13 protein-coding genes are annotated in these 12967 nt (G+C 73.4%); 7 read left to right on the forward strand and 6 right to left on the reverse strand.

All coding sequences use genetic code 11. The features are described 5' to 3' along the window. The 3 genes from OZN99_RS14270 to OZN99_RS14280 form a co-directional block, all read right to left on the reverse strand. Positions 1 to 467, reverse strand: a 467-nt coding sequence (locus OZN99_RS14270; protein ID WP_270935909.1) for a molybdopterin cofactor-binding domain-containing protein, incomplete at its 3' end; no start/stop codon positions are given. An 11-nt stretch (positions 468 to 478) separates the two neighbouring features. Continuing rightward, a complete protein-coding gene (locus tag OZN99_RS14275; protein ID WP_270935910.1) occupies positions 479 to 943 on the reverse strand; it encodes a (2Fe-2S)-binding protein in 465 nt (154 codons plus the stop codon). Positions 944 to 1033: 90 nt separating this feature from the next. Next, entirely contained in the window at positions 1034 to 1600 is a 567-nt protein-coding gene (locus OZN99_RS14280) for a hypothetical protein (protein WP_270935911.1), read from the reverse strand. Positions 1601 to 1699: 99 nt separating this feature from the next. On the opposite strand from OZN99_RS14280, the gene treZ reads away from it, so the two are divergent. From treZ to OZN99_RS14300, 4 genes are all read left to right on the forward strand, one after another. After that, a complete protein-coding gene (gene treZ / locus OZN99_RS14285; protein WP_270935912.1) occupies positions 1700 to 3517 on the forward strand; it encodes a malto-oligosyltrehalose trehalohydrolase in 1818 nt (605 codons plus the stop codon). Beyond that, complete coding sequence (gene malQ / locus OZN99_RS14290; protein ID WP_270935913.1) at positions 3514 to 5661, forward strand: 4-alpha-glucanotransferase; 2148 nt, start codon at positions 3514 to 3516, stop codon at positions 5659 to 5661. The genes treZ and malQ overlap by 4 nt, the downstream gene beginning before the upstream one ends. Positions 5662 to 5746: 85 nt before the next feature. Then, positions 5747 to 6148, forward strand: coding sequence for a hypothetical protein (locus OZN99_RS14295; protein ID WP_270935914.1), 402 nt, complete (start codon positions 5747 to 5749; stop codon positions 6146 to 6148). A 143-nt stretch (positions 6149 to 6291) separates the two neighbouring features. Further along, positions 6292 to 7071, forward strand: coding sequence for a response regulator transcription factor (locus OZN99_RS14300; RefSeq protein ID WP_270935915.1), 780 nt, complete (start codon positions 6292 to 6294; stop codon positions 7069 to 7071). A 14-nt stretch (positions 7072 to 7085) separates the two neighbouring features. Here the strand turns inward: OZN99_RS14300 and OZN99_RS14305 are convergent, their stop codons facing one another. Beyond that, a complete protein-coding gene (locus tag OZN99_RS14305) occupies positions 7086 to 7517 on the reverse strand; it encodes a flagellar biosynthesis repressor FlbT (protein WP_270935916.1) in 432 nt (143 codons plus the stop codon). A gap of 266 nt (positions 7518 to 7783) precedes the next feature. Here OZN99_RS14305 and OZN99_RS14310 point away from each other — a divergent pair, with 266 nt between their 5' ends. Next, positions 7784 to 8845, forward strand: coding sequence for a glycosyltransferase family 2 protein (locus OZN99_RS14310; RefSeq protein ID WP_270935917.1), 1062 nt, complete (start codon positions 7784 to 7786; stop codon positions 8843 to 8845). Here OZN99_RS14310 and OZN99_RS14315 read toward each other — a convergent pair. Both OZN99_RS14315 and OZN99_RS14320 read right to left on the reverse strand, forming a co-directional pair. After that, a complete protein-coding gene (locus OZN99_RS14315) occupies positions 8767 to 10218 on the reverse strand; it encodes a DUF6311 domain-containing protein (RefSeq protein ID WP_270935918.1) in 1452 nt (483 codons plus the stop codon). The two genes, OZN99_RS14310 and OZN99_RS14315, sit on opposite strands and share 79 nt — an antisense overlap. Before the next feature lie 207 nt (positions 10219 to 10425). Beyond that, complete coding sequence (locus OZN99_RS14320) at positions 10426 to 10614, reverse strand: hypothetical protein (protein ID WP_270935919.1); 189 nt, start codon at positions 10612 to 10614, stop codon at positions 10426 to 10428. 261 nt (positions 10615 to 10875) lie between these two features. Between OZN99_RS14320 and OZN99_RS14325 the strand changes: the two genes are divergently transcribed. Both OZN99_RS14325 and OZN99_RS14330 read left to right on the forward strand, forming a co-directional pair. Beyond that, complete coding sequence (locus tag OZN99_RS14325) at positions 10876 to 11631, forward strand: sugar transferase (RefSeq protein ID WP_270935920.1); 756 nt, start codon at positions 10876 to 10878, stop codon at positions 11629 to 11631. A gap of 65 nt (positions 11632 to 11696) precedes the next feature. Next, positions 11697 to 12967: oligosaccharide flippase family protein (locus OZN99_RS14330; protein ID WP_270935921.1), on the forward strand; the 1271-nt coding region annotated here is incomplete at its 3' end.

The raw sequence follows: 12967 nt of genomic DNA on the forward strand, positions 1-12967 counted from the left end.
CGGCCACCGGGGGCGAGCACGGCGCCATCCTCCACCCGCAGCTCGCCGGCCGCCACGCCGAAGCGCTGCGCGGCGCGGCTCAGCAGCTCGCGCCGCAGCGTCGCAGCCGCGGCGCGCAGCTGCACGCCGGCATTCTGGATGGAGAGCGAGCCATAGGTCGGCCCCTGGTCCGGCGTCAGCGCGGTGTCACCCTCGATCACCCGCACGCGGCCGAGCGGCACGTCGAGCTCCTCCGCCGCGATCTGCATGAAGCCGGTGCGCACGCCGGTGCCGAGGTCGACCTTGCCGATATAGACGGTCACGCGGCCGTCGGATTCCAGCGCCAGGAAGGATTCCACGCGGTCGGTCGCGACCGGCTTCTCGGTCCAGGCGGCGGCGCCGCGCGGCAGGCCGCCGGCGGTGAAGGCGACCAGCAGCGCGCCGCCGGCCTTCAGGATGGAACGGCGGTCCAGGGAGATGGTGTCCATCGTCGCCTCCCTCACGCCTGCGCCGCGCGGATCACGGCCGCGACCACGCGCGGATGCGTGCCGCAGCGGCAGATGTTGTTGGCCAGCGCCTCCTTCACCTGCGCCTCGGTCGGGCGCGGCGTCTTCGCCAGGAAGGCGGCCGCTTCCATGATCATGCCGTTGGTGCAGTAGCCGCATTGCACAGCCTGCTCCTCGATGAAGGCGGTCTGCAGCTTGTGCGGGCGCTCCGGCGTGCCGAGCCCTTCCAGGGTCACCACCTGCTTGCCAGCGGCGCTGGCCACGGGCACCGAGCAGGAGCGCACCGCCTGACCGTCGATGTGCACGGTGCAGGCGCCGCACTGCGCCAGCCCGCAGCCGTAATGCGGGCCCTTCAGCGCGAGCTCGTTGCGCAGCGCGTACAGCAGCGGCATCTGCGGGTCGTCCACCGTGACCGACACGGCACGGCCATTGACCGTCATGGCCAGCGTCTGGCTCATCGTCTCTCTCCCTGACCACTGCCCTTCGATCTGGGCTGCCCCAGCAGAGCGCAACGCGGCCCGAACCGCAATGCGCGCTTGCTCGCGCCGTCAGGCGAAGGCGCTCTCCAGCCGCGCGAGCATTGCCTCCTCCGCCGCCGAGACCCGGTGCAGCAGGCCGAGGAAGCCGCCGGCCGCCTCGGCGATCCGGCGGGCGCGGCCGATCGTCTCCTGCCGCAGCGCCGCACGCGCCGGCGCCGTCAGGCGCGCAACGACGGCGTGCGTATGGTCGTGCCATGCCGTCTCGAGCTGCCGCGACGGCGGCGCGGTCAGCCAGGACTGCAGCAGTTCGGCTGCTTCCGGCCGGCCGAGCAGGCCGGCCTCGCCCGCCGCCTGCATCACCGCCGCCTTCTCAAGCGGATCGATCGTGCCGTCGGCCCAGGCGACGAGGACCAGCGGCGCCATGGTGAGCGCCGCCACCGTCGCGGGCCGGATGCCGAGGGCATCCAGTTCCCTGAGCACCACGGGATCGGAGATGCCGGAGGTGGCCGCCAGTGCCTGCAGCCGCGACGCCTCGGCATCGGCAGCGCGCAGCCGGGCCAGCAGGATCTCCTCCTGCTCGGCGAAGAAGGCGTTTTCCAGCGCGCGCCCGCGCTGCACGATCACATGCTCGCCCATGCGGTCCTCCACGCCCTGCTCGCAAGGAGCCTAGCGGCCCAGCCCCGCGGAACGGAAGCGCCGCCAGGCGGTTCTCCCGGTGTCGGAGCCGGAACCAGCATGAAAAGGGACCTCATCGCCGCGCGGGATCGCGCGGGGGCGACGCGCCGCGCGCATTCCATGCCTTTCGGCGCGCAGCCCCTGCCAGGGGCTGGCGTGCGCTTCCGCGTCTGGGCGCCGAGCCAGCGGTCCATCGGGCTCAAACTCGACGGCTCGGCAGAGGCGCTGCCGATGCGCCGGGACGACGCGGGCTGGCACGACGCGACGGTCGAGACGGCGCGGCCAGGCGCCCGCTACCGCTTCGTATTGGCGGATGGCCGTCGCCTCGCCGATCCCGCCTCCCGTTGCCAGCCGGAGGGCGTCCACGGGCCGAGCCAGGTGGTCGATCCCACCGCGCATGGCTGGACCGACGCCGGCTGGCGCGGACGCCCCTGGCATCAGGCCGTGATCACAGAGCTGCATGTCGGCGCGTTCACGCCGGCGGGCACGTTCCGCGCAGCGATCGAGCGGCTGGACCACCTGGCAACGCTCGGCGTCACGGCGATCGAGCTGATGCCGGTGGGCGCGTTCCCCGGCCGTTTCGGCTGGGGCTACGACGGCGTGCTGCCCTTCGCGCCGCACCCGGCCTACGGCGCTCCCGAGGATCTGAAGGCGCTGGTGCAGGCGGCGCATGCGCGCGGCCTGATGGTGCTGCTCGACGTCGTCTACAACCACCTGGGACCGGAGGGGAACAGCCTGCAGCAGATCGCACCCGAGGCGTTCAGCGCGCGCCACGCCACGCCCTGGGGCGCCGCCTTCGACCTGGACGGGCCGGCCAGCGCCTTCACGCGCGGCTTCCTCATCCACAACGCGCTCTACTGGATCGAGGAGTTCCACATGGACGGGCTGCGGCTGGACGCGGTGCATGCGATGCGCGACGACGGCCCGCGGCACCTGCTGGAGGATCTGGCGGAGGCGGTGCGCGCCGCCGTCCCTGACCGGCATGTCCACCTGGTCCTGGAGAATCCGGCGAACGACGCGGCGCCGCTGGCGCGTGACGGCGCCGGCCGGCCACGGCTCTACACGGCGCAATGGAACGACGACGTCCACCATGCGCTGCACTGCGCCGTGACGGGCGAGGCCGAGGGCCACTACGCGCGCTTCGCCGGGGAGACGCACAAGCTGGGCCGGGCGCTCGCAGCCGGCTTCGCGCGTGAGGACGACGCAGCCGCCACGCTGCCGCCCACCGCCTTCATCGCCTTCGCGCAGAACCACGACCAGGTCGGCAACCGGGCGCTCGGCGAGCGGCTGGCCGCGCTAGCCCCGGTGGAGGCGGTGCGCGCCGCGGCCGCCTGCTGCCTGCTGCTGCCGCAGGTCCCGCTGCTCTTCATGGGCGAGGAATGGGGCGCCGCGCAGCCCTTCCCCTTCTTCTGCGACCTCGGGCCCGGCTTCGCCGATGCGGTGCGGGAGGGGCGGCGCGCCGAGTTCGCCGCCTTCGCCGCCTTCCGCGAGCCCGCCGCGCGCGACCGCATCCCCGACCCGCTCGCGGACGAGACCTTCGCGGCGGCGAAGCTGCGCTGGGAGAGCCTGGAGCAGCCGGAACACGCCACTTGGCTCTGCTGGCACCGGCGCATCCTGGCGGTGCGGCGCGCCGAGATCCTGCCGCTCCTGCTGCGCATCCGCGCCGGCGGCGACTTCGTGCTGCGCGGCGACGGCGCGGTGAGCGTGTGGTGGGACGCGACGGAGGTGACATTGCAGCTCGACACCAACCTCTCCGGCCAGCCGGTCGACGGCTTCGGCACGCCACGCGGACGCGCGATCTGGCAGGAGGGCGCGGCAGCGGGCGACACGCTCGGCCCCTGGTCGCTGCGCTGGAGCATCGCGGGGGCGCGACGATGACGGAGGCACTAGACCGGCTCGCCGCCTCCATGGGGATCGAGCCCGAATACCGCGACGTGCGCGGCGAGACGGTGCGCGCCGAGGCGCGCACCAAACGCCTGCTGCTCGCCGCCATGGGCGTGCCGGCCGAGGACGAGGCGGCAGCGCGGGCCGCGCTCGAGCGGCTGGAGCGCGACGCCTGGCGCAACCCCCTGCCGCCGGTCGCGGTGGTGTACGCGGATGGCGGTCCCGGCGCGGTGGAGGTGACGCTGCCCGCGGGCACCCACGCGATCGGCTGGCGTATCGCGCTGGAGGATGGCGCGGAGCGCGGCGGGCAGGCCGGCTTCGGCAGCCTGGACCGGCTCGACGCCCGCGAGCTGGACGGGCGCAGGCTGGAACGTCGCCGCCTGCTGCTGCCGCCCGACCTGCCTTGGGGCTATCACCGCCTGTCGCTGGACCCGGGCGGGGCGACGGCGTCGTTGATCGTCACGCCGGGCCGGTGCTGGCTGCCGCCGGCGGCGGCGGAGGGACGCCGGCTCTGGGGCGTCGCGGCACAGCTCTATCTGCTGCAGTCGGCGACGGATTGGGGGATCGGCGATTTCGGCGACCTGCGTCGCCTGACGGAGCTGTGCGCCGCGCGCGGTGCCGACATCGTCGGGCTCAACCCGCTGCACGCGCTGTTCACCGACAATCCCGAGGCGGCAAGCCCCTACTCGCCCGCCAGCCGCCTGTTGCTGAACGTGCTGAACATCGCGGTCGCCGGGATTCCCGAATTCGCGCACTGCCCGCCGGCACGTGCGCTGCTGGAAACGCCGGCCTTCTGCGCGCGGCTCGATTCAGCGCGCGCGGCGTCACTGGTGGACTACACGGCGGTGGCCGAACTGAAGCTGGAGGTGCTGCACCACCTCTTCGCCGCCTGCCGCGACGCCGCGGACCGCAGCCGATGGCAGGACTTCGCGGCCTTCCGCGAGGCGCAGGGCGCGGCCTTCGCGCGCAGCTGCCTGTTCCTCGCGCTGCGCGAGCACTTCGCGGCGCGCGACCCCGCCCTCGCCGACTGGCGCCGCTGGCCGGCGCCGTTCCGCGACCCGGACTCGCCCGACATCCGCCGCTTCGCGCAGGACCATGCGGACCGCGTGGACTTCCACGCCTGGCTGCAATGGGTGGCCGACGAACAGCTCGGCCGCGCGGCGCAGGCCGCGGCCGGCATGGAGGTGGGGCTCTACCGCGACCTTGCGGTCGGCGCCGACAGCGCAGGGGCGGAAACCTGGACGGACCAGGCGGCGGTGCTCTCGGGCGTGCAGGTCGGCGCGCCGCGCGACATCTTCAATCCCGCCGGGCAGGACTGGGGCCTGCCGCCCTTCCACCCGCGGGCGCTGCGGGCGGAGGGCTATCGCAGCTTCATCGAGCTGGTGCGCGCCAACATGCGCCACGCCGGCGGGCTGCGCATCGACCACGTGATGGGGCTGCAGCACCTGTTCTGCATCCCATCGGGCTGCCGGCCGGCCGAGGGCGCCTACATCGCCTATCCGCTGGACGACCTGGTCGGCATCCTGGCGCTGGAGAGCCAGCGCGCGCGGTGCCTCGTGGTGGGCGAGGATCTGGGCACGGTGCCGGGAGGCTTCCGGGAGCGAATGGCGGCGGCCGGCATCCTCTCCTACCGCATCCTGTCCTTCGAGCAGGAGGACGCGACCGGCGCCTTCCACCCGCCGGAGGCCTATCCACGCAGCGCGCTGGCCGTGCTGGGCAGCCACGACCTGCCCACGATGCGCGGCTGGTGGGAAGGGCGCGACATCGCGCTGAAGGCGCGCTACGGGCTGGTCACGGACGCCGAAGCAGCCTGGCAGCGCGACCTTCGCGCGCGCGACCGGGCGATGCTGCTGGAGGCGCTGCGCACGGCGGGGTTGCTCGGCCCGCAGGCGCCCGACATCGACGCGCTGTCCCGCGCCGCGCACGGCTTCCTGGCCCGCAGCGCGGCGCTCCTCGCGGTGGCGCAGCTCGACGACCTGCTGGATGAGCCGGAGCAGGTCAACGTCCCGTCCACCATCCTGGAGCACCCGAACTGGCGGCGGCGCCACGCCGTTCCGGTCGAGGCACTGTCGGGTCACCCGGGACTGGAGACGGTCGCAGCGATCTTCCGTGCCGAGCGCGGACGCCCTGCCGGCTGACATACGGCACCGAGGCTTCGGCCTGCAGGCATCCGCGGCGGCGCTCGCGCGCTTCCTCGGCAGCCCAGTGCCAGGGAGCACCGCGATGTCCGACTCCGCCATGCCCGCCGTCACCATCGCCATCACCCCGATGCACCGCAGCGCGGAGGGGATCTGGGAGAGCGGCGCCCGCGACGATGCCGCCTTCTTCCTCGTGGAACTCGTCCAGGGGGACGGCGCCGACGCCGAGGTGGTGATGGAATGCCGCGACGAGCGCAGCGCCGCGCTGGCGGCGCGCGTCGCCGCCGCAACGGCCGCCGCGCTCGGCCTGGCGACCGTCGAGGAGGCCGGGGACATCGCGGTGTTCGACGAGGAGACCGCGGCGATCCTGGCCGCCAACCCCACTCCGGAAGTCGCCATGCCGGCCGGCCAGTGGCGAGGGCCGGAGGACGACGAGGACGGCGCGGAAGACGACGACGAGCCGATCAGCGATCCCGGCCGGGGGTGACCGGCATCGCGACGATTGGACCGCGAAACAGTCCTGACGGAAAGTATACTATCGGTTGTAGTCTATTCACGAATGCGCTAGGCGTAAGTAGCACACGCCATGGTTGTCCTGATGGCGGCAAGGCAAACTCTGTGAGGCTGCGCATGCGCATCATCTTCGGCTCACCGGGCCACGAACGTTCCGCCACGCCGGCCGGACTTGGCCTCGACGGGCACGTCGTCGAGACGGCCCAGCCCTTCGCCGATCTCCCGGCCATCGCCCAGCACAACGGCCCCTTCGACGCCGCGGTGATATCGGTCACGCACTGCCGCACACAGGCGCTGCCGCTGGTGCGCGAGATCCGCCGGCGCGGACTGCGCATCCCGGTGCTGGTCCTGGCCAGCCGCCTGGACCCGGACACCGAGCAGGAGGCGCTCCACGCCGGCGCAGACGACGTCCTGGCCGGGCCGGTCGTGACCCCGGTGCTGGTCGCCCGGCTGCAGGGCCTGGTGCGCCGCGCCTATGGCCACATCTCCGCCGTGGTCACCTGCGGCAATGTCGAGCTGGACCAGGGCTGCCACGAGGTCCGCGTTGACGGCCGCCGGGTTCGCGTCACCCGCCGCGAATTCGCCGTGCTCGAGATGCTGATGCTGCGCCGCGGCCTGCTGCTCACCAAGGAGCACTTCATGAGCCGCCTGTACGGGGCCGAGGACGGGCCGGACCAGCGCATCCTGGATGTCTTCGTCTGCAAGCTCCGGCACAAGCTGGCCGCCGCCGGGGCCGCGGAGATCGTACGCACCGTCTGGGGCCGAGGATACGTCGCCGAAGAGCCCGGGCCAGCCGCACTTGCCGCTGCCCGGGACCGCTTCGCCGCCGGCAAGCCCCGCGCGCCGCGCGCGCATCTCGCGCTCGCCCCGGCGCCCAACAGCATCGCGGCGATGTAGCCCGGCCGCCACGGTCATGCCGCCTGCGTGCCGGCGGGCGGCGTGCCGGCGGCATCGTCCTCCGCGAACAGGCGGCGCACCAGCAGCAGCGCCGCGCGTCCACGATCCGCGGCGAGTTCCGCCATCGCCGCCTGCAGGATCGCCCGCCCTTCCGGCGAGCGTGCCGGCATCTGCTCGCGGGCCATGCGGCGTGCGGCCTCGGCCCCGCCCTCGCGCTGCGCCTCGTCTCCGGCATAGGCGGTCTGGAGAGCGAGGTAGAGCAGCCGCGCCGGGGTGGTCGCCTCGGCGGCGTCCAGGATCTGCCGCCCGAACAGGAAGCGCACCCGGTTGCAGAGCAGCACGGAGGTGCGGGACCGGAACTGGATCTCCGCCCCGTTCACCAGCAGCCGCTGGCCCGCGCGCATCTCGATGACGAGGCGACCCTGGGCGCCGCGCTCGGCAGGCACGCCGGCTGGATCCAAGACATGCATCGCGCTGGCCCTGCCGCTTGCCGTTGGCGCCGATCGTGGCGACCCGCACGCTGCGCCCGCCATGCTAACGGTCTCTTGACGGTTGCGATCGGGCCGGTGGGGCCATGGTCCGGCGAGATTCAGGTTGACCAAGCCCGCCGCCGCCCGCAGACCACCGGCGACACGATCCCGCCGGCGGGCTGGCCGTGAATCCGCCCCGATCCTGCGCCAGTGCCGCCGCACCCCGGATGCATCACGCCGCCATGAACCGCCCCTCCCCTCTGCCCGTCCGAGGCCCGCGCGAGGCCTTGCCGGCGATCTCCGTCGTCGTGCCCGCCTACAACGAGCAGGAGGTGCTGCCCGTCTTCCACGCCCGGATGGTGCCCGTGATGGAGGCGATCGGCCTTCCGTGGGAGCTGGTCTTCGTCAACGACGGCTCGCGCGACGCCACGCTCGACATCATGCTCGGCCTGCAGGCGGCGGACCCGCGCATCGCCGTGGTCAACCTCAGCCGCAACTTCGGCAAGGAGATCGCGCTGACCGCCGGCCTGGACCACGCCGCCGGGACCGAGGCGGTGGTGGTGATCGACGCCGACCTGCAGGACCCCCCGGAGGTGATCCCGGAGCTGGTCGCCGCCTGGCGCGGTGGCTTCGACGTCGCCTATGCCCAGCGCCGCGTGCGCGAAGGCGAGACCTGGATGAAGAAGGCGACCGCCGCCGGCTTCTACGCCTTCATGCAGCGCATCGGCGGCCGCGTGCAGCTGCCGCCCAACACCGGCGACTTCCGCCTGATGAGCCGCCGCGCGCTGGATGCGCTGCTGACCCTGCGGGAGCAGCACCGCTTCATGAAGGGGCTGTTCGCCTGGGTCGGCTTCCCCTCCGTCGCCGTGCTCTACGACCGCGCGCCGCGCGCCGCGGGGACGACCAAGTGGAACTACTGGAAGCTGTGGAACCTGAGCCTGGAGGGGATCACTTCCTTCACCGTCGGGCCGCTGAAGATCGCGACCTATCTCGGTTTCGGCACCGCGGTCTTCGCCGCGCTCTTCGCCTTCCAGCTGATCGTCCGCACGCTGCTGTTCGGCAACCCGGTCGCCGGCTACCCCAGCCTGCTCGCCGTGGTGCTGTTCTTCGGCGGCGTGCAGCTGATGACGCTCGGCATCATCGGCGAGTATCTCGGCCGCGTCTTCAACGAGACCAAGGGCCGTCCGCTTTACATCGTGGAGCGGCACCTGCCCTCCGGCGGCGCCTACCGGCAGGCCAGCAGCGCGCCCACCGGGGTGCATCGGCTGGCCGAATCGGGCACCAGCGGCGCCAGCGCCGCCTGAGCCGCGGGCAGGATCAGCCGGATCTCGCCAGGCGCAAAGGGCGCGGAAGCCAGCGCCGCGTCGCGGCATTCGGGCGGGCTGCGCCAGCGCGCGACATACATCGTGCTGGCCGGCACGGCGCGTTCCGAGGCCAGTGCCAGCGTCTCCAGCAGGGTGGCGTAGGTCGCATCCCCCGTCGCCTTCTCCACGCAGGGCCAGGAGGGCAGCAGGGTGAGGCTTCCGGCCCGGGCGAAGGCGTCACGGAGCGTCGCGGCATCCACGGACCAGGGCGCCTGCTGTCCGGCCCAGCCGGCGATCGCCGCGCGCAGCGGCCGCGCATCGGCGAACTGCACCAGCCCCGCCAGCAGGCACAGCACGGGCGCCACCCGCGCCAGCAGCAGCATCCCGGCCACCAGCAAGGCGTAGGCGACCGGCCAGAAGAACCGGCCGGAGGCGCGGAACTGCTCAAGCGGCCCGGGCGCGGCGCCCAGGTCCAGAACGATCCGCGTGCCGAGGCCGACCCGGTGGCTGACGGCCAGCGCCGTCAGCGCCAGCAGCACCAGCGCCAGCCCGGCGTGCCGGCGCAGCATCGCCGCCGCCGCCCGCGGCCGGGCTGCGGCCCCGAGGCCGAGTGCCAGCAGCAGCCCCAGGCCGAGCCAGTTGTAGCCCTCCCATCCGCCATGCCCGGTGGCATCGAGTTGCGGCGACCAGGGCACGCCGAGCAGCCCGGACCCCGCCGGCCAGACCGGCGAGAGCAGGTTCATCGCGAACATGCCGTAGCCGCCATCGCCGCTGGCCCCGAGATAGCCGAAGCCCGCCATCACCGCCGCGACCACGCCCGCCGCCGCCGCCGCCCCGAGTCCGGCGCCCACGAAAGGCTGCCCGCGCAGCAGCCGCGTGGCCGGCACAGCCGCCAGCAGCGCCAGCGTCATCGCCGCGAGGTAGGGATGCACGAGCAGCGCCAGCACCTGCAGCAGCCCGGCGCCGATCCAGAGGCCGGGCCCCGGCGCCCGCACCAGCCGCAGGTAGAAGCCGAGCCCGATCAGCAGCAGGAAATGCCCGGACAGCGCGGCATGGCCGAACCGGCCGATCCAGGCCGGCATCGAGGCCGCCGCCAGTGCCACGCCGAGGGCCGGCAGCAGGCGCCGCTCGCCGCTGCCGCGCAGCGCCCAGACCGCGGCGACGGGCTGCAAGGCCCAGGCCAGGCCGTAGAACAGCCCGACGCCGTGGAAGCCCTCCGGCAACACCCCGCGCACGGCCTTCAGGGCCAGCGCCAGGGCGGGGATCGAATCGGCGAAGACGGTGTTCAGCCCGCCATGCTGCGTGTCGAGGTTCGCCGCGAGCGTCGGCGGCCAGCGCCAGGCATCCGCGATCAGGTAGCGCTGCGCGATCATGTGCTGCGCGGCGTCGCCGACAGGGCGCCAGGCCCCGCCGGCGGCGGGAAACAGGAAGTCGAGGGGGAAGATCCAGGCGGCCAGCGCAAGTCCGAGCGCCAGCGCGCAGCCATAGGCGATCGGGTCGATGCGGGACAGGCGGCCGATCCTCGGGTCTGGGCGTCCCCCTCTACCGCATTCCCGCCCGGCGCGCAGGCGCCCCGCCCGCTACCAGAGCAAGGGGAGCAGGATCGCGAGCGTGGCCCAGAACAGCGAGGAGAGCAGCAGCGCGAACAGGATGCCGCGGGCCGGCGCAGTCGGATCTGGCACGGTGCGCGGCAGCGCGGCCCGGGCAGCCGCCAGGCGGGCCGCTGCAACCTTTTGGCGATAGCTCGGGTGGATCAGCAACTCGCCCATGCGACAAACATGGCAGAACTTTGGCACACGGTCCCGTGAAATCGTCAGGGAAACACGAAAAACCTGCGGTTCCGCCGCCATCCCGTCGCGCCACAAAGCCGCCGCAAGCGCGTCGCAAACCCGCCGGGCACGACGATTATCAATTGCACCATAGGGTTGCGTCCGAAGAGCTCGATGTCCCGGAGCGGTTTTCCGCCCCGGCGAGGTCCCAGGCAGCGCCCCCCAACGGAGAGGCGGGGAAACCCGCAGACGAGGACCTCCATGCCCGGCCTGGAAGCCTTCCAGACGCTCGCCCCCGAGCCCGAGACGAAGCGCTCCGCCATCGCCCGTCCGCTGATGGCCTTCGGGCCGGAGGCCATGGCCCGGGCCGCCCGGCTGGCCGACGGCAACAGCCGCGCGGCCACGCTGCGGCACGCCGCCAAGCGGTCTATCGACATCCTGGGCGCCGGCGCTCTGCTGCTCGCGGCCCTGCCCGTCTTCCTGGTGATCGCCGCCCTGGTCCGCATGGATGGCGGCAAGGTGTTCTATGCGCATGAGCGCGTGGGCCGCGGCGGGCGCCTGTTCGGCTGCCTGAAGTTCCGTTCCATGGTCGCCGACGCCGATCGCCGCCTGGCTGCCCTGCTGGACCGCGACCCGGCCGCCCGCGCGGAATGGGAGAGCACGCGCAAGCTGAAGAACGACCCGCGCGTCACCTGGGTCGGCCGCTTCCTGCGCGCCACCTCGCTCGACGAGTTGCCGCAGCTGATCAACGTGCTCAAGGGCGAGATGAGCCTGGTCGGCCCGCGCCCGGTCCAGGCCGCGGAGCTCGCCGCCTTCTACGGCCCGGCCGCGCAGCACTACCTCTCGGTGCGCCCCGGCATCACCGGCCCCTGGCAGGTCAGCGGCCGCAACGACACCTCCTACGCTCAGCGCGTGGCGCTCGACGTGGCCTATGTGACGCAACCGTCCCTGATCAAGGACATCGCGATCCTGCTGCGCACCCCGATCGCGGTGCTGGCCCGCCGCGGCGCCTACTGACCGCCTCGACGCAAGCGGACCGGCCCGCCATATCCGGGCGGGCCGGAAGGGAATTGGCGCCGCACATGGCCGAGACGGCCGAACAACGCGCCTCCGGCGGCCGGCTCCTCTCCGGGATGCTGTGGAACGCCGCGGGGCGCGGCCTGCCGCTGCTGCTGGCGCTTGCCCTCACCCCGGTGCTGGTCCACCAGATGGGGATCGAGCGCTGGGGACTCTTCACCCTCGCCCTGGCCCTCGTCGGCGTCTTCGGCGTCTTCGACCTGGGCGTCGGCGCCGCGCTGACCCGCGCGCTCTCGGCCCGGATCGGCACGCCGGACCAGGCGACCTCGCCGGAGCTCGCGGGGGCAGCGATGGGGGCGCTGGCGCTGGTCAGCGGGATCGTCGCCGCCCTCGCCTTCGCCGCCACGCCCGCGCTGGTGGGACGGGTGCTGAACACCCCACCGGAACTGGAAGCGGAGGCCACCGCCGCCATCCGCGTGCTCTGCGTCGCCGCCCCGCTGGTCGTGGTGAATGCCGCGCTTTGGGGCATGCTCGCCGCGCACCAGCGCTTCCGGGAGGCCAACCTGGTCACCATGCCGGTCGCCGCGATGTACTACGTCGGCCCGGCGCTCGTGCTGCTGATGTGGCAGAGCCTGGTGGGCGTGATGCTGGCGCTGGTCGCCTGCCGGCTGGCGAACACGATCTGCTACGCCTGGCTGGCGCGGCGCGACCTTCCGGGGCTCGGCCTGCGCGTCCCGCGCTGGTCGCTGGTGGGACCGCTGGTGCGCATGGGCGGGTGGATGAGTGCCTCCGGCATCCTCACCCAGGCGCTGCTCTACGCCGACCGCTTCCTGATCGGCGCGGTGCTGACGCTGGCCGCTGTGGCCTACTACGCCACGCCGCTCGATCTGGTGATGCGCATGTGGATCCTGCCGGTGGCGGTGGCGCAGGCGCTGCTGCCGGCCATGGCCTCCGCCTACCTGACCCATGCGCCGGCGACCGCCGGGCTGCTGCGGCGCGGCGCGCTGCTGGTCAGCGCGCTGGTGCTGCCGGCCTGCCTGGTGCTGGTGGCGACCGGGCCGGAGCTGCTGCGGCTCTGGCTCGGCGCGGAGTTTGCCGCCGGCGGCGGGCGGGTGCTGCAGATCCTCTCGGTCGGCATCTTCTTCTCCTGCGTCGCCTTCGTGCCGGGCGCGCTGCTGGACGCGATCGGCCGGCCGGACGCCAACGCCAAGTGGCAGCTGGCGCAGGCGGCGATCTTCCTGCCGCTGTCGGCGCTCGGCCTGGTCTGGCTGGGCATCGAGGGCGCGGCGGCGGCCTGGGCGGCGCGCTGCGCGGCGGATGCGGCGGGGCGGCTGTG

Source organism: Falsiroseomonas oryzae (assembly GCF_027856955.1).
Taxonomy (GTDB): domain Bacteria; phylum Pseudomonadota; class Alphaproteobacteria; order Acetobacterales; family Acetobacteraceae; genus Falsiroseomonas; species Falsiroseomonas oryzae.